General features: G+C 48.0%; 20 protein-coding genes, 1 other RNA gene and 2 pseudogenes. 16 read left to right on the top strand and 7 right to left on the bottom strand.

The annotated features are described in order from the left end of the window. Positions 1 to 228: 228 nt before the first annotated feature. From rarD to MON40_RS02515, 7 genes are all read right to left on the bottom strand, one after another. Positions 229 to 1,119, bottom strand: coding sequence for an EamA family transporter RarD (gene rarD, locus MON40_RS02545; protein WP_039863301.1), 891 nt, complete (start codon positions 1,117 to 1,119; stop codon positions 229 to 231). A gap of 300 nt (positions 1,120 to 1,419) precedes the next feature. After that, positions 1,420 to 1,812 (bottom strand): 30S ribosomal protein S9, encoded by a 393-nt coding sequence (gene rpsI, locus MON40_RS02540; RefSeq protein ID WP_003744048.1) that lies wholly within the window; start codon positions 1,810 to 1,812, stop codon positions 1,420 to 1,422. Between the two features lie 9 nt (positions 1,813 to 1,821). Continuing rightward, the gene (gene rplM / locus MON40_RS02535; RefSeq protein ID WP_003744049.1) at positions 1,822 to 2,253 is read right to left on the bottom strand and encodes a 50S ribosomal protein L13; all 432 of its coding nucleotides are present in this window, start codon (positions 2,251 to 2,253) and stop codon (positions 1,822 to 1,824) included. A gap of 259 nt (positions 2,254 to 2,512) precedes the next feature. After that, positions 2,513 to 2,692: non-coding RNA, 6S RNA (gene ssrS / locus MON40_RS02530), on the bottom strand. A gap of 7 nt (positions 2,693 to 2,699) precedes the next feature. Next, positions 2,700 to 3,002, bottom strand: coding sequence for a cell division protein ZapA (locus MON40_RS02525; RefSeq protein ID WP_003744050.1), 303 nt, complete (start codon positions 3,000 to 3,002; stop codon positions 2,700 to 2,702). A gap of 9 nt (positions 3,003 to 3,011) precedes the next feature. Next, a complete protein-coding gene (locus tag MON40_RS02520; protein ID WP_003766760.1) occupies positions 3,012 to 3,335 on the bottom strand; it encodes a bZIP transcription factor domain protein in 324 nt (107 codons plus the stop codon). 141 nt (positions 3,336 to 3,476) lie between these two features. Continuing rightward, on the bottom strand, positions 3,477 to 4,466 hold the full coding sequence (locus MON40_RS02515) for an NAD(P)H-dependent glycerol-3-phosphate dehydrogenase (RefSeq protein WP_003757087.1): 990 nt from the start codon (positions 4,464 to 4,466) through the stop codon (positions 3,477 to 3,479). Between the two features lie 328 nt (positions 4,467 to 4,794). Here MON40_RS02515 and MON40_RS02510 point away from each other — a divergent pair, with 328 nt between their 5' ends. From MON40_RS02510 to pilB, 16 genes and pseudogenes are all read left to right on the top strand, one after another. Next, positions 4,795 to 5,979 (top strand): cytochrome-c peroxidase, encoded by a 1,185-nt coding sequence (locus MON40_RS02510; RefSeq protein WP_039863287.1) that lies wholly within the window; start codon positions 4,795 to 4,797, stop codon positions 5,977 to 5,979. A 558-nt stretch (positions 5,980 to 6,537) separates the two neighbouring features. After that, positions 6,538 to 7,890 (top strand): RNA polymerase factor sigma-54, encoded by a 1,353-nt coding sequence (gene rpoN, locus MON40_RS02505; protein ID WP_003780181.1) that lies wholly within the window; start codon positions 6,538 to 6,540, stop codon positions 7,888 to 7,890. A gap of 66 nt (positions 7,891 to 7,956) precedes the next feature. Further along, complete coding sequence (hpf, locus tag MON40_RS02500) at positions 7,957 to 8,271, top strand: ribosome hibernation-promoting factor, HPF/YfiA family (protein ID WP_003757098.1); 315 nt, start codon at positions 7,957 to 7,959, stop codon at positions 8,269 to 8,271. Between the two features lie 443 nt (positions 8,272 to 8,714). Continuing rightward, positions 8,715 to 9,155: a hypothetical protein gene (locus tag MON40_RS02495; RefSeq protein WP_003780183.1), complete on the top strand. Its 441-nt coding sequence runs from the start codon at positions 8,715 to 8,717 to the stop codon at positions 9,153 to 9,155. A 316-nt stretch (positions 9,156 to 9,471) separates the two neighbouring features. Further along, a complete protein-coding gene (locus MON40_RS02490) occupies positions 9,472 to 9,720 on the top strand; it encodes a GlsB/YeaQ/YmgE family stress response membrane protein (protein WP_003757105.1) in 249 nt (82 codons plus the stop codon). A 183-nt stretch (positions 9,721 to 9,903) separates the two neighbouring features. Beyond that, entirely contained in the window at positions 9,904 to 10,410 is a 507-nt protein-coding gene (locus MON40_RS02485) for a protein disulfide oxidoreductase (protein WP_003767580.1), read from the top strand. 13 nt (positions 10,411 to 10,423) lie between these two features. Next, positions 10,424 to 10,831, top strand: a pseudogene (locus MON40_RS02480) (ABC transporter substrate-binding protein); the annotation flags it as partial. 223 nt (positions 10,832 to 11,054) lie between these two features. Next, a complete protein-coding gene (locus MON40_RS02475; RefSeq protein WP_003767583.1) occupies positions 11,055 to 11,252 on the top strand; it encodes a DUF1737 domain-containing protein in 198 nt (65 codons plus the stop codon). 87 nt (positions 11,253 to 11,339) lie between these two features. Beyond that, a pseudogene (locus tag MON40_RS02470) lies at positions 11,340 to 11,456 on the top strand (iron ABC transporter); the annotation flags it as partial. Positions 11,457 to 11,791: 335 nt separating this feature from the next. After that, a complete protein-coding gene (gene hpaR / locus MON40_RS02465) occupies positions 11,792 to 12,229 on the top strand; it encodes a homoprotocatechuate degradation operon regulator HpaR (protein ID WP_003757119.1) in 438 nt (145 codons plus the stop codon). A gap of 10 nt (positions 12,230 to 12,239) precedes the next feature. Continuing rightward, positions 12,240 to 12,740, top strand: a complete 501-nt coding sequence (gene hpaC, locus MON40_RS02460; protein ID WP_003780192.1) for a 4-hydroxyphenylacetate 3-monooxygenase, reductase component — start codon at positions 12,240 to 12,242, stop codon at positions 12,738 to 12,740. 334 nt (positions 12,741 to 13,074) lie between these two features. Continuing rightward, on the top strand, positions 13,075 to 13,773 hold the full coding sequence (gene murU, locus MON40_RS02455; RefSeq protein WP_242925985.1) for an N-acetylmuramate alpha-1-phosphate uridylyltransferase MurU: 699 nt from the start codon (positions 13,075 to 13,077) through the stop codon (positions 13,771 to 13,773). Between the two features lie 311 nt (positions 13,774 to 14,084). Further along, positions 14,085 to 15,164: an iron-sulfur cluster carrier protein ApbC gene (gene apbC, locus MON40_RS02450; RefSeq protein ID WP_003780202.1), complete on the top strand. Its 1,080-nt coding sequence runs from the start codon at positions 14,085 to 14,087 to the stop codon at positions 15,162 to 15,164. A gap of 728 nt (positions 15,165 to 15,892) precedes the next feature. Further along, positions 15,893 to 17,152, top strand: a complete 1,260-nt coding sequence (locus tag MON40_RS02445; protein ID WP_003780206.1) for a YadA family autotransporter adhesin — start codon at positions 15,893 to 15,895, stop codon at positions 17,150 to 17,152. A gap of 64 nt (positions 17,153 to 17,216) precedes the next feature. Continuing rightward, positions 17,217 to 17,690 (top strand): outer membrane protein assembly factor BamE, encoded by a 474-nt coding sequence (locus MON40_RS02440; protein ID WP_003757128.1) that lies wholly within the window; start codon positions 17,217 to 17,219, stop codon positions 17,688 to 17,690. A gap of 524 nt (positions 17,691 to 18,214) precedes the next feature. After that, positions 18,215 to 19,894, top strand: coding sequence for a type IV-A pilus assembly ATPase PilB (pilB, locus tag MON40_RS02435; protein ID WP_003757129.1), 1,680 nt, complete (start codon positions 18,215 to 18,217; stop codon positions 19,892 to 19,894). Positions 19,895 to 19,959 lie beyond the last annotated feature (65 nt).

The raw sequence follows: 19,959 nt of genomic DNA, 5'->3' as shown, positions 1-19,959 counted from the left end.
AAACTTTAGGACGGAAAGCGGGAAATGCGATTTTGACGGAGCAAGGTCGTCTGAAATTTATAGTGGATTAAATTTAAATCAGGACAAGGCGACGAAGCCGCAGACAGTACAGATAGTACGGAACCGATTCACTTGGTGCTTCAGCACCTTAGAGAATCGTTCTCTTTGAGCTAAGGCGAGGCAACACCGTACTGATTTAAAGTTAATCCACTATATAAAACAGCGGCTTCAGACGACCCTTCTCTTCATTGCCAGCCATCCGTTTACCATCATCAGACTCAACCCCAACCAGATAAATCCATAGCTGATTAATGACCCGCTCTCCAAAGGTTCGCCCAGCCACGCAATCGAAATGATAAACAGCAAGACCGGCTCCAAATAGCTCAACATACCGAATACGGCAATGGGTAATAATTGGCTTGCTTTTAAATTCAAATGCATGGCGACCGCGCTATTGATACCCAGCAGAACGATAAAGCCGATAAGTTTTGGGGTCGACGCAATCAAATTAATGGTATCGGTTTGCGTCAGAATACAAGACAAGGCACAAGGCGCAATCACGAGCAAATCAAACGTCAGCCCTATCAATGCCGGCACGCCCAGTTTGCGGCGCGCCAAATAATAGATGGGGTACGTCCCGAATACCCATACCGTCGCCCATGAAAATGCGCCGGATCGTACCAACTCCCATACCACGCCCAAACATGCCGATACGACCGCTACTATTTGCAGACGGTTAAGCGTTTCCTTAAACCAAATCCTGCCGCACGCCAGCATCGCCAATGGGAACAGGAAATAGCCCATTGCTACATTCACGCCTTCACCATTGACCGGCGACCATACAAACAGCCAAAGCTGACTTGCGAAAACAGGCGTGGGCAACATAATCAAAAACCAACGTTTCCAATCCCTGCCCGTTTCACGAACAAACTGCCCTGCCGCCTTCCAGCCATCGCTCATGCCCATCAATACGCATATGGCCGCCAACATTGCAACCATGCGCCAAGCAAAAACTTCCGTCCCGGTCATCGGATACATCCAAGTTCCGTACAGAAACAGCATGGAAAACAATAAATTGGAAGCCAACGCCGCCACAAGTCCCTTTGAGAAATCCGTCATGTTTAGACAACCCTGCAAAAACCTCATTGTATAGTGGATTAACTTTAAACCAGTACGGCGTTGCCTCGCCTTAGCTCAAAGAGAACGATTCTCTAAGGTGCTGAAGCACCAAGTGAATCGGTTTCGTACTATCTGTACTATCTGCGGCTCGTCGCCTTGTCCTGATTTAAATTTAATCCACTATATCTCTCAGCCGTCCGCCCTCTCTCAACCAGTCTCAAAAATGCATAGGCAATCCAAGAGATGCAACAAATAAAAAAAGCCCTGCTTTGCAGGGCTTTTTGAGATTCCAAAAACGAATTAACGTTTGGAGAATTGTTTTGCGCGGCGTGCTTTGCGCAGACCTGGTTTTTTACGTTCAACTTCACGAGCATCGCGAGTCACGAAACCGGCTTGAGACAAGGCAGGTTTCAGCGCAGCGTCGAAGTCGATCAGGGCGCGGGTAATGCCGTGGCGGATAGCGCCGGATTGACCGGTTTCACCGCCGCCGATAACGTTGACTTTGATGTCAAACGCTTCAGCGTTTTCAGTCAGGACCAAAGGTTGGCGAACAACCATGCGGCTGGTTTCGCGGGCGAAGAATTCGTCAACGGGACGACCGTTTACGATGATTTGGCCGGTACCTTTAGTCAGGAATACACGAGCCACTGAACTTTTGCGGCGGCCTGTGCCGTAATAGTATTTACCGTTCATGTCGTGTCCTTATTTCAATTCCAAAACTTTGGGTTGTTGTGCGGCATGGGCGTGTTCTGCACCAGCGTACACTTTCAGTTTTTTGATCATAGCGTAACCCAATGGGCCTTTAGGCAACATGCCTTTTACGGCTTGTTCCAAAGCGCGGCCCGGGAATTGCTCTTGCATTTCACGGAAAGTACGCTCGTAGATACCGCCGGGGAAACCGGAGTGACGGAAGTATTTTTTGTCTTCGAATTTGGCACCGGTTACACGCAGTTTGTCCGCGTTGATGACGATGATGTAGTCGCCGGTGTCAACGTGGGGGGTGTATTCAGGTTTGTGCTTGCCACGCAGACGGTGTGCGACTTCGGCTGCAACGCGACCCAGAACTTTATCTTGGGCGTCGATAACGAACCATTCGCGCTTCACCTCGTGGGGTTTCGCTGAAAAGGTTTTCATAGTGGAAATCCAGATAGATATAGAAAGTTGTGAATTTTAAAGATGGGATTGGCTTTTGTCAATCGGATTGGGGTCGTCTGAAAGTGTTTTTTCTATGATGGCGTTTTTATGCATTGGGAAATGTTGTTTTTAAGCTGGAAAACATTACTGATAATTCAAAATATCGGGATGCGTTTTCAATTTGATGCTTGGTTTTTCAGACGACGTCGAAGCCGATGATAAATGAAAGCCATGCCGCAATCGGGCATGGCTTGATATGGGAATCCCCGCGAGAGCCGTTTTGGCTGAATCCGCTTGAACCTTGTTGACAAGGCGGTCACCTCGGGCAGTTTCGGGTGCATCTAAGGATAGACGCTCGCGCCCACTGCAACTCCCGGCAACCTTAAGCGAACTTATTGGTTCAAAGGAATATATGCCTTCGCGGACACCGCAGGGAAAAAGAAAAATCAGTTTTGTTCCAACCGCGCCAAAGCTTTTTGGCAAGCGTTGTTCATGTCGGTTATTTTACGCTCAAATTCACCTATTGCCAAATCGTCTTTGAGTGTGATTTTAAGGAGGTCGTGGACGACGTTGAGCGCGGTCATAATGGCGATTTTATCGCTGCCGACAATGCGTCCGCTCTCTTTGATGGCGGCACTTTTTTTGTTGAGCATATCAACAGCTTGGAGCAGGGTATCTTTTTCTTCGCTCGGGGTGTTGATGGTGAAATTGACATTCATGATGTCGAGGCTGACTTGTTCGATACTCATGGCGTGTCCTTATGATTGCGTTTCTTGCGGCAGGCGGGCAATGAGCCGGCGGATTTTTTCTGCAGTCTGCTCTAATGCGCTGCGGTATTGTTCTTTTTCGGCGGTAAGGTTGTCGATTTTGCCTTGTAGGTCTTCTTTGAGTTTGCCGACTTGTACGAGCAGCGCTTCGCTCAATTCGTCAACGGCAGCTTCGTGTTCGCGCTTTTGTTGTTCATGCTCGAGCTTGAGGCGGTCGATTTCTTCGTTAAGGCGGCGGTTTTCACCAACAAGGGTTTCAAATTTTTGGGCCAGCTGGTAAACGCTGACTTCCAAGGTGTCGAGTGATTGATTCATGTATAGGCTTCCGTATTGCCGCATGGTGGCAGGCGGTCAGGATATTAGGATGATGATGCAGGGATGTCAATCGCTACCGAATGTTGAGGTCGTCTGAAACTTTTTGGCTTGATGTTTTCAGACGACCTTTGCCGTTCGGTCTTACTCAAAGCGCGCGCTGCGCTCCATGAGTCTTTCTGCAACTTGCTGCGGGGTCATTTCCTTGCGGATGAGTTGCAGCAGGGTTTGGGTAATGGGCATATCGATTTGGTATTTCACAGCGGTGTTAAACACTTCTTCGATGGTGCTGACGCCCTCGGAAACATGGCCGATTTCCACCAACACTTGATGCAGTTCTTTGCCTTCTGCCAAACCCAAACCGACACGGCGGTTGCGCGAAAGTGCGCCGGTACAGGTCAGGATAAGGTCGCCGATGCCGGCAAGCCCCATCATGGTTTTGGGCTGCGCACCCATAGCCATGGCAAGACGGGTGATTTCGGCGAGACCGCGCGTCACCAGCGCCGCACGCGCATTGAGCCCGTATTCGAGACCGTCGGAAAGACCGGTGGCGATTGCCATAACGTTTTTGACGGCACCGCCGACAGCCACGCCGATAACGTCCGTGCTGCCGTAAAGGCGCATTACGTTGGTGTTGAGTTGCGGCACCAATTCCTCGATCCATTCCTGATTTTCTGAGGCGACAACCACGGCGCAAGGCAGTTGTTTGGCGAGTTCTTGGGCAAAGCTCGGACCTGACAGCACGCCGATTTTTTTGTTCTCAGGCAATACTTCTTTCAATACTTGGAAGGTCAACAGCCCTGTATCTTGTTCAAAGCCTTTGCAGGCAGCAAGGACGGGGATATGGTCGGCATTGTGTTGTTTGAGGAGTTCTGCGCTGCTTCTCAAACCTGCGACAGAAGTTACGACAAGAACGAGCCCGCTGTCTTTGAGCGCATCACCCAAATCGGCATAAACGGTTAAAGATTCAGGGAAAGGGAAACCGGGCAGACCGCGTTTGTTTTCACGTTCTGCCTGCAATGTACGGACTTGTTCGGGATTGCGTGTCCAAAGGGCGACTTCGTTGCCGTGGCTGGCAAAGTGCAGGGCAAGGGCTGTACCCCAAGAACCTGCGCCGATGACGGTGATTTTCATTGTGTGTCTTCCAACGGTAGATTGTCGTTTAATTTAAACCAATCGGCTTGGCAGTGCAAGCGATAGAGGCCTATTCGACATGAAAACCGCATGAAAATGCAGAAGCTATCACATATATTGCTTATCTCTATTGAAAATCCAATATTGATTTACCGAAAAGGGCAAACCCCGCCCGCTGTTTATACTTCGCGGACAAAAAAAGCCGGACATATCAAACGGACGCAAACAAAGCGGAATGCCATTCCCTATTTTCGCCCGCCATTCATCACGGCAATCAACGGAAACGGTGCTTACTCATAATAATATCCACTACAAAAAGGAACACGCCATGAACCACCGCAACACCCGACTGCTCCTGTCGCTTGCTGTTTTATCCGCATTGGCCGCCTGTGGCGGACAGGAAAGCAAGGAACAAAAACCTGCTTCCGCACCGGCCGAAGCCTCTGCCGTTCAGACGCCCCCTGAAGCTGCTTCAACCGCCTCAGCAGCGTCCCAAGCCGCCGTTGACAGCAACGCTTCTCCTGAAGATCAAGAGCTGCTCAAACGCGCACAAGGCATCTTCAAACCGCTGCCAAGCGCCGAAGAAATGCAGAAACTGCGCCCGTTTACCGAAGAACAGGTCAAACTCGGCCATCAATTATGGTATGAGCCGCGCCTCTCCAAAGGCAACACCGTAAGCTGCAACTCCTGCCACAACCTCGCCACCGCAGGCGTGGACAACCTGCCGACCAGCCAAGGCCATAAAGGACAGTTCGGCGGACGAAACTCCCCGACCGCTTTAAACGCCGCCCTGCTCGGCATGCAGTTCTGGGACGGACGCGCGGCTGACGTTGAAGAACAAGCCGGCGGACCGTTGGTGAACCCTGTGGAAATGGCAAACGACTCGCAAGAAGCAGCCGCTGCCAAAATTGCCAAAATCCCCGAATATCAAGAACTGTTTAAAACCGCCTTCCCCGAAGACGGCGCAGTTTCCTTCAAAAACATCACCACCGCACTGGGCGCATTCGAACGTACTCTGCTGACGCCGACCAAATGGGATGACTACCTCAAAGGCAACGTCAACGCCCTGAACGAACAAGAGCGCAAAGGCGTGCGCGCCTTTATGGACAACGGCTGTATCGCCTGCCACAGCGGCGTCAACCTTGGCGGCGCAACCTTCCAAAAATTCGGTTTGGTTGAAGGCCCGTACTGGAAATTCATCGAAGATCCGAAACACGACAAAGGCCGTGCCGACGTAACCAAAAAAGCCGAAGACGAATTCTTCTTCCGTGTCCCGGGCTTGCGTAACGTCGCCAAAACTTATCCATATTTCCACAACGGCAGCGTTTGGGAATTGGACAAAGCCGTTACCATCATGGGTAAAGCGCAACTGGGTAAAGACTTATCTAAAGAAGACACCGACAACATCGTTGCCTTCCTAAAAACCCTGTCCGGCAATGTTTCCGACACTGCCCGCACCATGCCCGAACTGCCTTTGTCTGCACCGACGGAATCCCATCCGAACAACAAATAAGCAGTAAATGAATGAAGGTCGTCTGAAAATTCAGGTTCAACAAAGCCCAAAGCTTTAGAGAACAGGATTTCAGACGACCTTTAATGCCGTTTCATGATCCCAAATCATTCGATGTCCGCATCCCTTTTCCCGCAAATGACACGTCGGACAAAAATCGGCTCCATGTAAAATAAAACGCGCACCGTTCAAACAATTACATCCTGAATAAAATCAACCATATGATTTATTTAAATTTTTATAAAAACCATCAACAAACGAACCTCCAACCCACATCATCAATATCCGGATACCCATCTTCAAACATGCCTCGTCAGTTGACGGCGGCAAGGCAAAATGTTGAAATACACATCTAGGATAAAAAATAAAAAGCGTTGACCAAACGCCTATAAACACACTGCAAAATCCGTTCAGACGACCCTTTCTTCGCCTCCTTACCAAACCAAACGTCGTCTGAAATCACATAGTGGATGAACAAGAAGCAGTTGACAGCGTAATGTAAGCCAAGCCGCGCCGCTTCAAATCCAATCCACCATAAAACCAATCAACATACATTGCACCATGACCTTACTCGGCCTCAAACTCAGGCAGACCCAACAACTCAACCAACGTCTGCAACAATCCCTGCGCATCCTGCAAATGTCCGGCATCGAACTCGAACGCGAGGTCGAAGACTGGTTGCAGGACAATCCCCTGCTCGAACGTCCCGAAGCCGACGAATTTGCCGACGCAGAGTTCAATCACGGCACCACCATGCCGCGCAGCAACCACCTCGGCGGCGACGATGCCGAAGATGCGTGGCTCAACATCGCCAAAGAACAAGATTTCAACCAATACCTGCACGCCCAAGTGTGCGAACACCCCCTTTCCGACAAAGAAGCCGCCTACGTCCACATCCTTATCGACTTCCTGGACGACCAAGGCTATTTCACCGACAGCATCCAAGACGTTATCGACAACACGCCCTTGGAATGGATGCTGGACGAAGACGAGCTGCAAAACGCCCTCGACCTTTTGCAGACCTTCGACCCGCCCGGCGTTGCCGCCGCCGACCTGACCGAATCCCTGATGCTCCAACTCATGCGCCTGCCCGCCAGCCCTGCGCGTCAGGCGGCCGCCCACCTCATCCAAAGTTCGCTGCACGATTTGGGCAAAAACCGCAAACAAAACATCATCCGCTTCCGCAAACTCTTTCCCGAAATCGACAGCGAAACCATAGAAGCCGCACTCGACATCATCGCCACGCTCAACCCCTACCCCGCCTACGGTTTCGCCTCCTCCGAACCGACCGCCTACATCCAGCCCGACGTTTGGGTCAAAGAAGGCAAAGACGGCTGGAAAGTCATCGGCAACGAAGCCGCCTGGCCCAAACTGCAACTCAACCGCGAATACTGCGAACTGATGAAATCCGCAGAAGACGGCGCACCCGAGTGGAAAGAAAAAATCAACGAAGCCAAGCAGCGCATCGACTCTCTCGAACTGCGCAAAAGCACCGTCATCCGCCTTGCCGAATACATCGTCAAAAATCAGGAAGACTTCTTCATCTTCGGCGAAATCGGACTCGCACCCATGCTCATGAAAGACGCAGCCGCCGAATTGGGGCTTGCCGAAAGCACCATTTCGCGCGCCGCCAACCAAAAATATTTGTCTTGCCCGCGCGGACTATTTGCGTTACGCTATTTCTTCACACAGGCAGTCAATTCCGAAGGCGACAAAGAAGGCCTGAGCCAAGGCGCGATTAAAGCCGTTTTGGGGCAGATTATCGAAAACGAAGACAGCAGCAAACCCCATTCCGACGAAACCCTTGTCCGCCTCCTCAAACAACAGGGCATAGACATCGCCCGCCGCACCGTCGCCAAATACAGGGAATCGCTCGACATCCCGCCGGCACACAAACGCAAACTTACCGAATGACAGTTTTAAACCGCAGTTTTCCCGTTCCGTTTCTGACGGACTGAACCCCACCGAAGGAGCTGTATTATGAATCTGAAAATCACCGGTCTGAATTTCGACGTTACCGAGGCCATCAAAAACTACGTTTCCGAAAAATTGGAACGCATCAACCGCCATGCAGCCAACGCCATTTCCGTTACCATTACCCTTTCCGTGGAAAAACTCAATCAACAGGCTGAAGCAGACATCCATCTGGCGGGTAAAGACCTCCACGTCGAGGCCGTTGAACAAGATATGTACGCCGCCATTGATGTTCTGATGGACAAGCTCGACCGCGCGGTGCTGAAACATAAAGAAAAAAGTGGCGATGTCCGCAACACGGTAAAACCTGCCGCAGAATAGTTCACAATCCTAAAGGTCGTCTGAAAACCTATTTTCAGACGACCTTTACATTAAATTTCCTTTTGCGGTACCAACCCGCACATCTCCCCATCTCATCAACTCGCTTCTGAGTTTCTTACCCGTAGTGGATTGAATTTAATAGAACACGGCAAAGCCGCCCCATTCCATTAAAACCCATCCACATATGACCCAAAATCCAACACATCCTACCTCGATACCTTATCCCGCCACCCGCCCACTTGCATGAAAACGGAATGAAAGATAACATTCCCCTCCTTGCAGCTGGGATAAAATATATGTTGCAATCGCCGGGCAGTCGGGTAAAAGTGCAAAATGATTCCACACAGCGTCACCGCTTTAACATTCAGCACATTTTAAAACATTAGAAATTAAAACCGCCCACTGCCGACCTATTCATTTACTTTCATTCAGGTAGTTTATTCATGGATCAAAATAACACTCCACACCCTAATGTACCCAACGACACTGCAGTCATGACCGTCAAGGATTGGCTCATCACATTCCTGATACTCGCCATTCCTATCGTAGGCCTTGTCATGATATTTGTCTGGGCATTTGGGGACGGTAACAAAAACCGCAAACACTTCATGCAAGCTTATTTGTGGCTTATGCTGGTTTGTTTCATTATCATGATTCCGCTAGTATTTTTTGTAATGACACGCCTTCCTGCCGCAGTAATGCAGCAACAAAATTTTGGGCAGCCTGCATATGAAGCACCAATGAACAACATGCCTTCTGAAAAATTTGATGCCAACAGCCTCCCCGAGCAAGAAACATCTGCCGACGACATGTCGGAACAAGAAAACGAAGCTGCCTCAGAAGTTTCTGAAGAAGTTCCCGAAAACGCTGAATCTGCCCAATAATCAGAATTTACCCCGGCAAGTCAAAAGGTCGTCTGAAACAGATTTCAGACGACCTTTTAGCATGAATCAATACTGACTAATATAGTGGATTAACTTTAAACCAGTACGGCGTTGCCTCGCCTTGCCGTACTATCTGTACTGTCTGCGGCTTCGTCGCCTTGTCCTGATTTAAATTTAGTCCACTATAATACCGCCGCCCGTCCTACCCATACGGGACAACGCTATAAACTGTAAAGATGGCACAGCGGGACAAAACAAGCTTGTATACTGCATTTTCACACATACATTCCTCACAACACACAAGGAGACAAGAGATATGGGTTGGATCAGCACCATCATTATTGGATTTGTAATCGGCGTATTGGCGAAATTCCTGCACCCGGGCAAAGAAAACTTGGGCTTCATCATGACCACCCTGCTAGGCATAGGCGGCTCCGCGTTGGCCGGTTTTGTCGGACAACAAGTAGGCTGGTATCGCGTCGGCGAACCGGCAGGATGGATTGCCTCCACCGTATTTGCCGTCATTATTTTAGCCATTTATACGCGCCAGATTAAAAGCCGTTAAACCTCATAATAAGTGATAAACTTTGATATCGTAGCTCAACGATTCAAATACAGACAGGCTGTTTATTAAGGAATGCCTCATCTGCCGATGCAAGGCGGCAAGCCGCAGACGACGCCCGCAAGCCAACCTTGTAGCCGTACATGCAGATTCCTTTCTATTCAGCCTGTTTTATGCAGATACCACATGAAACGACTCTTACCTTATCTAAAATCCCTTATCCAAGCCCTCCTCCTCTTTATTCTGATTTCCGTAGCCGTTGACTGGTGGCGCAAACCCAATCAACCGATGCAAGCCTCATCAGATTCCCTCCGTGTTATCAATGGAAGCAGCACTTCGCTCGAAACACTCAGCAAAGAACGTGTTGCCGTTGTCTATTTTTGGGGAACATGGTGCCATATCTGTTCATACACATCCCCGACAATCGATCGCCTACATCAAAACGGTATTCCTACGCTCGGTGTCGCCGTACATTCCGGCTCCGATACAGAGATTCAATCCTATATGAAGGAACATCAACTGCAATTCCCGACAGTCAACGATTCAGACGACCAATTGGCAGCCAACTGGAAAATTGCCGTCACCCCGACCATCATTTTGATTAAAAACGGAAAAATGATACATCACACCTCAGGGTTGAGCAGCTATTGGGGATTGCGCAGCAGAATCTGGCTGATGAACCTCTTCTACTGACCAAACCCCTATGCACCTGAAAGACAGTGCGAAAGAGCGCATCGACGCGCTGGCTCAGATTTTCGGCAAACAGGCGGAGGCGGACAAATTGAAAGCGGAAATCAACGCTTCGTTTGAAGCGGCCAAGGCCGCCGACTCCTCCATCAAGGAAAAAGGCAACCACGGCCAGCCCGTTACGTTCGAATACATTAAAAAAACCAATCCCGACTGGTTGTTTGTGCTGGACCGTTCTGCCGCCATCGGCGAGGAAGGCAAGGCGGCCAAAGACGTTTTGGACAATCCGCTGGTGGCCGAAACGACGACTTGGAAAAAGGGACAGGTGGTCTACCTGCCGCCGGAAACCTACCTTGCCGCAGGCGGCGCCCAGGAATTGCTGAATGCGTCCAAACAGGTAACGGAAGCGTTTAACGCCGCCAAATAAACCGACAGCGCGGAATCTGGCATGGCGGCAGTGGGATTTCAGACGGCCTGTGCGCCGCAACGGCAATCTTGTCCCTTTTCCGCCCCCTTTCCCGCCGCTTGGAAAGAGTAGATTACCGAATATGGCCGTTACTGTTTTTTAGATATTTCACTATACTGTTTCAGACGGCCCCGTCCTGCTTTTGAGGCCGTCTGAAAATGTTTTCACACTGGAGAAACCGCTCATGAAACTCTACCGCTACCTCACCGGACCGGACGACGCCTCGTTCTGCCGCCGCGTTACCGAAGCACTGCAAAACGGCTGGGAGCTGTACGGCAACCCCACCCTCACGTTCGACGGCGAACACATTATCTGCGGGCAGGCCGTCGTTAAGGAAAGCGACGGCGGCTACGACCCGGAAAAACCGCTGTCGGAATACTGACCGGACGCGCCGCCGGTTTTCGTTTTTGTTTTTCAGACGGCCCCGATGACGGTTTGAGGCCGTCTGAAACCCGTCCCCACCGAACCTATGCCTCCGAAACCTTCTTCTTTCAACCTGTCGAACCTGCTGGCGCTGGCGGTACTCTTTATCGTCAGCCTCTCCGTCGGCGTTGCCGATTTCAGCTGGCAGCACGTCCTCTCGCTTAAAATCCTTAAAATATAAAGAACTCAAACACCATACGGCATATCCATCGCTTCAAAATATATTCGTTTTTTAAAGAAATGAATTATCCCAAAAATCCGTACTTGATGATTTTGTTGAGATTGCGCAGAAAATAGACTAAGATAGGATTATAAGAAAACTTGGGAACATTATTATCAAAACAAACTGTTTAGCGTATTCCCAACATACCCAAACAATGATGCTTTTGTTCCCATATATCCTTGCCGCTTCAATAGCGGCTTATAATGAAAAAACGCTTTTTGCATACCCGCCTCGCGCTTCAACGGTTTGATTTTTGATAACAATGGAGACTTATAATGCCCAACCAATCTAAACATGCATCTATCAATATTGGACTGATTCAAGCCCGAGAAGCGTTGATGACACAATTCCGCCCTATTTTGAACCAAGCCAATATTACCGACCAGCAATGGCGTATCATCCGCCTTCTGGCAGAAAACGGCACATTAGACTTCCAAGATCTCGCCAACCAAGCCTGCATCTTACGTCCCAGCCTGACCGGCATCCTGACCCGACTGGAAAAAGCAGGCTTGGCGGTACGCCTGAAACCCTCTAACGACCAGCGCCGCGTTTACCTGAAGCTGACCCAAGAAGGCGAAAAACTGTACGAAACCATAGGCGCACAAGTGGATGAACGCTATGACGCCATCGAAAAAATCTTATCCAAAGAAAAAATGCTCGAATTGAAAGAGCTTTTGCGCCAGCTCGCGCAAATTGAGCAGGCACTAAAATAAAAGAAACTGAATGACAGATTCCGCACACACACTCAAGAGTCCATTCCGCGATGCTATGGCATCCTGTGCCGCAGGCGTCCATGTTATTACCACAGACGGACAGTCCGGACGTTACGGCATTACCATGACAGCCGTAGCGCCGATTACCGACGAGCCGCCTACCGTTATGTTATGTATCAACCGGCAGGCAGGCATCATTCCCATATTGCAGGCAAACCGAAACCTCTGTATCAACACCCTGTCAGAAAATCAGCAAGACGTCGCCGAACACTTCGCAGGACTCACCAACCTTTCCCCCGAAGAACGCTTCGAATACCACATTTGGCATAGAGGGCAAACCGGCCAACTCGAAGTTGAAGGCGCACTGGCCCATTTACACGGTCACATTATCGATCAACACGAAATCGGCACACATTTCATCTTTTATGTCCGCATCGATGAAATCACCACTACCCACACCGACAACCCGGCGCTACTGTATTTCCGCCGACAATTCAAATCATTGGCCTGAACACAAGGTCGTCTGAAAACCCATCTTCGTTTTCAGACGACCTATTGATTCCGTATCCCCTCATCAACGACCAATCAATACACCGACAACCAAAGTATCATTCCCTTTGAATCCTGACGGCACAACACTGTATACTTTCACATCAAATGACTATAGTGGATTAACTTTAAATCAGGACAAGGCGACGAAGCTGCAGACAGTACAGATAGTACGGAACCGATTCACTTGGTGCTTCAGCACCTTAGAGAATCGTTCTCTTTGAGCTAAGGCGAGGCAACGCCGTACTGGTTTAAAGTTAATCCACTATATAATCCCATCCCAAACAAGGACAGCCATGAAAGCAATGATACTGGCAGCAGGACGCGGAGAAAGGATGCGCCCCCTGACCGACCACACACCCAAACCACTTCTAAAAGTCGGCAGCGAACCACTCATCGGCTGGCATATACGTCGTCTGAAAAACGCAGGTTTCACCGAAATCGTCATCAATCACGCATGGCTAGGCGAACAAATCGAAGCCACACTTGGTAACGGCGCACAATACGGAGTCAGCATAGCCTACTCTCCCGAATCGACAGGCGGACTGGAGACTGCCGGAGGAATCGCTACCGCCCTACCCTTACTGGGCGACGCCCCTTTCCTTGTCATCAACGGAGATGTTTTGACCGATATCGACTTCAACGCCGCCCGACAGGCTGCCGCATCCCTACAAACATCCAACCTACTGGCACATATTTGGTTAGTTCCCAACCCCCCGCACAATCTGGAGGGCGATTTTTCCATTTCTCCCGATGGACAGGTACACTCCAATAAAACCGAAGGAATCGCACTAACCTTCAGCGGCATAGGCATATACCACCCCGACCTTTTCCAAAATACACCACCCAACCAAATCGCCAAACTCGCGCCTCTATTGCGGGAAGCCATGAACCAACACCGCGTTACCGGCGAGCAACACAATGGATTATGGCTGGATGTCGGCACTACAGAACGACTCAAAATAGCAAATGAACTTGCCGCAAATTGGGATTAACATTCACCACTCAGCTCATTTATATTCATTAAAACATAATATAAAGTTCAGAAATATAATTACATAAAATATCATGACCAACCTGATAATTCATTGTATAAAAACTCTATATTTTAATAATATTTAAATTAATTTTGATGACTTTAGATACAGTTTTTATTGTAAGAAAATTTATTACAGCACTTACGCATTTTTCCTGAAATATGGATCCGTATCTTTCATACCATACCTACCGTATTTCCTGTATTTAACACACCAAACATGAATCATCCTTCATTCAATTATCGTCCCCTATCAACCAGAGATACGCCATGAATATCACAGCCATTCAAACTGCACTGGAAGCAGTAAAAATCCCCGGCACCGAACGCACGCTCGGCAGTGAAAAAGCCGTCCAACTGTTGGAAGAACGCTCCGACGGCCTCCATATCGGACTGAAATTCGGATTCCCCGTCGGCCACATCGCCGCCGACATCGCCAACAGCCTGCAAGAAGCCGTCATCGGCATCACGGGCGATGCGCATATCCACCTCAGCATCGACACGGAAATCACAACGCACAAAGTACAGCCCGGCGTTGCCACCATCAAAGGCGTCAAAAACATTATCGCCGTTGCATCCGGCAAAGGCGGTGTCGGCAAATCCACCACCACCGCCAATCTTGCCACCGCCATGGCACGCATGGGCGCGCGAGTGGGCGTACTGGATGCCGACCTCTACGGCCCCAGCCAACCGACCATGTTGGGCGTGCAAGACCGCAAACCTGACCAACAAAACAAAAAACTGATTCCCGTCGAAGCGGATAGCGGCATTCAAGTGATGTCCATCGGCTTTCTGGTCGATACCGACCAAGCCGTCGTTTGGCGCGGCCCGATGGTCAGCCAAGCCTTGCAGCAGTTGATGTTCCAAAGCGAGTGGGACGAAGTGGACTACCTCTTCATCGACCTGCCGCCAGGTACTGGCGACATCCAACTCACCCTGTCGCAAAAAATCCCTGTAACCGGTTCAGTCGTCGTTACCACGCCGCAAGACATTGCCCTGATTGATGCACGCAAGGCGGTCGATATGTTCCAAAAAGTCAACATCCCGATTTTCGGCGTACTGGAAAACATGTCGGTACATATCTGCTCCAACTGCGGCCACGCCGAAGCTATTTTCGGTTCTGAAGGCGGCAAAAACCTGGCAGGTCGTCTGAATGTCCCTCTGCTCGGACAGCTTCCGTTAAGCCTGCCCGTACGCGAAGCAATGGATGGCGGCGCGGCGAAACAATTGCTTGATGAACATCCCACCATTGCCAAAATCTATACCGACGCAGCCTTCCAAATCGCCCTGACCATTGCAGACAAAGGCAAAGATTTCAGCAGCCGCTTCCCGAAAATCGTGATTGAATGATACAACCACAAACCAATAAAGCCCGATTGCAATAATCGGGCTTTATTTTTGACTAAAAGGTCGTCTGAAAACTCAGATTGTCTTTACAAATCTCAGCTTATCCCAATATATACCATCCAAACAAAAACACCTCTTATCCACACCATGGCACAAGTATCGAAAATACAACACAAATCTATGGAATAATTAACAGAGAGACAAAAAAGAAAAATATCATTTCCAGTGGAAAAAATATATCTTCATATAAAATTTCCTACCATATTAAATATATAAAATGCAACGCTTGATTTCAACAATGACCAAACCGAACAAATAAGATATTTTTAATTAACTAAAAAGCAAAAAACGCAATTTAAAACCAAAATAAATCAAAATACATAAATATATTATATGTGTTATTATTTTTTTTGTTATATATTACATATAGATAATGAGGAAATCGATTGTTTTTTTATAATGAAGTTAATATTTGATAAAAAAAAATAATAAATACAAAATAAGGAACTTCATATAATGGTGATCATGTACGAAGTAGCAAATCGTGCTTCGAACCATTTGTTTTCTGAATCAATTTTATTTTTTAGAAATAAAATTTTATGTATTTTACTACTGCTCGATGACCAGTGGTATGCATATTAGATAAACGGCATATATTTGTCAATTAAAATATGCAAAATATATAGATTCATCCATATTATTATTTATGTGTTTTTATCAGGGAGATAATTATGAAACACAAAACACACATGAATCGTTTTACCGCGCTCAACAAAACAATGGCTTTGTCATTGGCAGCCGCAGGTCTTGTTTCTGCTTCGCCCGCATTTGCAGCGGCGCTGACAAATGCTTCATATGTAAGCATTCACGATAACGGCGAACCCGCCCGCGGCAACTATGACAGCAAGGGCGCAACTGGCCGTTACGGCGTGGCTGTAGGCGTTAACGCCAGCGCAAAAAGCCACAGCACCGTTGCAATTGGTACTGAAACCACTGCTGAACATGAATCTGCCACTGCAGTTGGCACACTCTCCAAAGCTGAAGGCACTGCCGCTGCAGCTTTCGGTCAAGGCGCCAATGCAACTGCTAATGCAGCTACCGCTATCGGTCGCCAAGCTGCCGCAAAAGGCAACAGCAGCACTGCAGTAGGTTCTTCCTCTGTCGCTGAAGGCTTGTCTTCTACCGCATTTGGCTCCGGCTCTAATGCTACAGCTCCTGCCTCCACCGCTGTCGGACAAGGTACTCAAGCAACCGGCGCTTACACCGTTGCAGTAGGTCAAAAAGCTCAAGCCAGCGGTACTTCTGCAGCTGCAGTAGGTTCTTCTTCCGTTGCCAGCGGCAACTACTCTGTTGCAACAGGCCCTGCTTCCCAAGCTACTGGAAACGCCAGCGTCGCTTCTGGTCTGCAGGCCCAAGCTAAAGGCGGCTCTTCTGTCGCTATCGGTCGCGGAGCGATTGCAAGTGATGAATACTCTGTTGCTTTAGGCGCAAATTCTACTACTTCTGCTGCAGTAGGCACTAACAGCGCTACTGTAAACGGTGTAACTTACAGTGGTTTTGCCGGTACTAATCCTACATCTACAGTAAGTGTAGGCTCAGCAGGTAACGAACGTACAATCACCAATGTTGCAGCCGGTCGTATCACACCTACCAGCACAGATGCCATCAACGGCAGCCAACTGTACCAAGTAGCCGCACAAACAAACGGCAACACCATCGTTATCAATAACCTCCAAGACCGTATCAACGATATGAACAAAGACCTGCGTGCAGGTATCGCTGGTGCTACTGCAATCGGCTTCCTGCAACGTCCGAACGAAGCAGGTAAAAGTATCGTTTCTGCAGCTGTAGGTGGCTATCGTGGTCAACAAGCAATTGCTGTTGGTTATGCACATAATTCCGATAACAACAAATGGTCTATCAAAACCGGCGTAAGCGTGAACACCCGCAAAGATGTCAACTGGGGCGGAAGCGTCGGCTACCAATGGTAAGACCTAGAGGGGATGGTTTAAAATCATCTCCATCTATCAAAGATTTGATATAAAAGGAAAAAACATGAAATTATCGAAATTTGTATTGCCTGCGATTGCAGCACTCTCCTTGGCAGCCTGTGGTAATCTGAGCAAAGTTAGCAAAGAAGGCACTACTGACAATCCCGTATGGCCTGATGCAGCAAAAACCACCCTGCGTCACGATGGTACTCAACATGGTTCTTGGCCAAACTGGGATAATGTCCGTCAAATTGAAGCCGGCATGAATAAAGACCAAATCTATGAACTGATTGGACGTCCTCACTTCCAAGAAGGTCTTTATGGCGTGCGCGAGTGGGACTACTTGTTCAACTACCGTGAGAATGGCGAACACAAAACTTGCCAATTCAAAATTCTGTTTGATAAAGACAAAAATGCCCAATCATTCTATTGGATGCCTGAAGGCTGCGGTCCGAAAAAAGCAGAACCTCAAGTTGTTCGTGAAGTCATTATTCGCGAAGTTGCACCTGCTCCCGCACAAACTCGTATTCGCCAATAAATTATCGACTAATGAACTGAGTTCCTATTTTTAATTTACTGAAATAGTCGCTCATATCAAATCAAAGCCGAATCATGTACTCAAACATGATTCGGCTTTTCGCATTTTTAGTTTTCAGACGACCTACATGTGGTCTATCCCCACCATACTGTCTCTTAAATACCACCAAATTATCCCGCTAGAAACAGCATCCAAAGCAATCACTCCAAGAGAGTCTCATACAAAGTTCCGACGAGAAGTGTTGCAACTGTATTGTTTGCCTTATAATAGCGACTCCCTAAAAATTTCCAAACTACCCTCCCTATAATATTCTGCATAAATAAGGGATTGCACATACCATCGGAATATCATATTATTCCTTAACAATAAATAAAAACACTTAAAATAAAATTTCCTTTTAATACAGTTGAATACAAAATATCAAGTAACCAATGGGGGTCTCCTTTTTGTAAGATATTTCATCGGCATTACGCCTGAAAATATTTACTGTATAAAAGGTTATACAAGAAATGGATAATTGAATAATGAGTATCGGACTATTACGCGTACTGCTTCAAAGCCAGACCATTACAAATGCACAAGCTGAACATTACGGCAATGCCTTGAAATCAGGGAAAGAAATCTTACCCATGCTTTTTGCGGACGGCATCATCTCTCCTAGAAGTTTAGGAGAATTAGTTGCACGAGTATTCAGCTACCCCTTATTGGATTTGCATCATTATCCTCGCAGCAATGTCATAACTGATGTTTTAAGCGAAGAACAGATGGTTCAAAATCGATGCATACCCATATTTCGTCGCGGCCGTAAAGTTTATCTGGCCGTATCAGACCCGACACAAATCCAAAACTTCCAAAAAATCACTTTTTCTTCAGGTGTGACGATAGATTTAGTTGTCGTACCTGACGACCAGTTAAGCTCTCTTTTAGAATGGTTAGGACAACGTTCTACCACCATCTTAAAAGAAATTAGTGAAGAACAAGAAGCTGCCCAGCCCTCTCAGGCGCTTTATATTGACAATGAAGAGGCTGAAGATGGGCCTATTCCACGCTTTATTCACAAAACTTTATCAGATGCACTAAATGCAGGCGCATCCGATATACATTTCGAATTTTATGAACAAATGGCTCGTGTCCGTTTTCGTGTAGATGGACAGCTAAGGGAAGTGGTTCAACCCCCTGTTGCTGTACGCGGACAGCTGGCTTCACGTATCAAAGTAATGGCGCGTTTGGACATTTCGGAAAAACGCGTACCGCAAGATGGTCGTATTCAGATTGCTTTCCATAAACACGGTCGCCCCATTGATTTTCGTGTAAGTACGTTACCTACGCTTTTTGGCGAAAAAGTGGTAATGCGTATTCTGAATTCTGATGCAGCAACTTTAAATATTGACCAACTGGGATTTGAGCCTTTCCAAAAAGAAATGCTGCTTGAGGCTATTCATCGGCCTTATGGCATGGTATTGGTAACAGGTCCGACAGGCTCCGGTAAAACCGTATCACTTTATACTTGCTTGAATATTTTAAATACAGAAGACGTCAATATTTCCACCGCAGAAGACCCGGCCGAGATTAATTTGCCCGGCATCAACCAAGTCAACGTCAATGATAAACAAGGTTTGACTTTTGCTGCGGCGTTGAAATCTTTCTTGCGACAAGACCCTGACATTATCATGGTAGGTGAGATTCGGGACTTGGAAACCGCGGATATTGCCATCAAAGCGGCACAAACCGGACATATGGTGTTTTCAACGTTGCATACCAATAACGCGCCTGCGACCCTATCCCGTATGTTGAACATGGGGGTTGCCCCATTCAACATTGCCAGTTCCGTCAGCTTAATTATGGCGCAACGACTATTGCGTCGTCTGTGTTCGAGCTGTAAGCGTGAGGTTGAACGTCCTCCAGTTCCCGCATTAAAAAAAGCAGGATTTACAGATGAGGATTTAGCAAAGGATTGGAAACTCTACCGTCCTGTCGGTTGCGATAGTTGTCGTGGTAAAGGCTTTAAAGGCCGTGTCGGTGTCTACGAAGTAATGCCGATTACCGAGGAAATGCAACGTGTCATTATGAATAATGGTACGGAAGTTGATATTATGAACATGGCCTATAAAGAAGGCATGGTCGATTTACGCCGTGCAGGCTTATTAAAAGTTATGCAAGGGTTGACTTCATTAGAAGAAGTGATTGCTCACACTAACGATTAAACCATTGAATCGAAGAAACACGGGGACTTTTGTTTTCTTCATTCTTAAACATTAAACCAAGGGGT

Origin of the sequence: Neisseria macacae ATCC 33926 (genome assembly GCF_022749495.1) — a bacterium.
Taxonomy (GTDB): domain Bacteria; phylum Pseudomonadota; class Gammaproteobacteria; order Burkholderiales; family Neisseriaceae; genus Neisseria; species Neisseria macacae.
This window is presented reverse-complemented; position numbering and strand designations above follow the sequence as displayed.

Excerpts from the sequence above, each read along its gene's own strand:
- rarD (WP_039863301.1), bottom strand. The coding sequence starts at position 1,119 with ATGACGGATTTCTCAAAGGGACTTGTGGCGGCGTTGGCTTCCAATTTA.
- rpsI (WP_003744048.1), bottom strand. The coding sequence starts at position 1,812 with ATGAACGGTAAATACTATTACGGCACAGGCCGCCGCAAAAGTTCAGTG.
- rplM (WP_003744049.1), bottom strand. The coding sequence starts at position 2,253 with ATGAAAACCTTTTCAGCGAAACCCCACGAGGTGAAGCGCGAATGGTTC.
- MON40_RS02525 (WP_003744050.1), bottom strand. The coding sequence starts at position 3,002 with ATGAGTATCGAACAAGTCAGCCTCGACATCATGAATGTCAATTTCACC.
- MON40_RS02520 (WP_003766760.1), bottom strand. The coding sequence starts at position 3,335 with ATGAATCAATCACTCGACACCTTGGAAGTCAGCGTTTACCAGCTGGCC.
- MON40_RS02515 (WP_003757087.1), bottom strand. The coding sequence starts at position 4,466 with ATGAAAATCACCGTCATCGGCGCAGGTTCTTGGGGTACAGCCCTTGCC.
- MON40_RS02510 (WP_039863287.1), top strand. The coding sequence starts at position 4,795 with ATGAACCACCGCAACACCCGACTGCTCCTGTCGCTTGCTGTTTTATCC.
- rpoN (WP_003780181.1), top strand. The coding sequence starts at position 6,538 with ATGACCTTACTCGGCCTCAAACTCAGGCAGACCCAACAACTCAACCAA.
- hpf (WP_003757098.1), top strand. The coding sequence starts at position 7,957 with ATGAATCTGAAAATCACCGGTCTGAATTTCGACGTTACCGAGGCCATC.
- MON40_RS02495 (WP_003780183.1), top strand. The coding sequence starts at position 8,715 with ATGGATCAAAATAACACTCCACACCCTAATGTACCCAACGACACTGCA.
- MON40_RS02490 (WP_003757105.1), top strand. The coding sequence starts at position 9,472 with ATGGGTTGGATCAGCACCATCATTATTGGATTTGTAATCGGCGTATTG.
- MON40_RS02485 (WP_003767580.1), top strand. The coding sequence starts at position 9,904 with ATGAAACGACTCTTACCTTATCTAAAATCCCTTATCCAAGCCCTCCTC.
- MON40_RS02475 (WP_003767583.1), top strand. The coding sequence starts at position 11,055 with ATGAAACTCTACCGCTACCTCACCGGACCGGACGACGCCTCGTTCTGC.
- hpaR (WP_003757119.1), top strand. The coding sequence starts at position 11,792 with ATGCCCAACCAATCTAAACATGCATCTATCAATATTGGACTGATTCAA.
- hpaC (WP_003780192.1), top strand. The coding sequence starts at position 12,240 with ATGACAGATTCCGCACACACACTCAAGAGTCCATTCCGCGATGCTATG.
- murU (WP_242925985.1), top strand. The coding sequence starts at position 13,075 with ATGAAAGCAATGATACTGGCAGCAGGACGCGGAGAAAGGATGCGCCCC.
- apbC (WP_003780202.1), top strand. The coding sequence starts at position 14,085 with ATGAATATCACAGCCATTCAAACTGCACTGGAAGCAGTAAAAATCCCC.
- MON40_RS02445 (WP_003780206.1), top strand. The coding sequence starts at position 15,893 with ATGAAACACAAAACACACATGAATCGTTTTACCGCGCTCAACAAAACA.
- MON40_RS02440 (WP_003757128.1), top strand. The coding sequence starts at position 17,217 with ATGAAATTATCGAAATTTGTATTGCCTGCGATTGCAGCACTCTCCTTG.
- pilB (WP_003757129.1), top strand. The coding sequence starts at position 18,215 with ATGAGTATCGGACTATTACGCGTACTGCTTCAAAGCCAGACCATTACA.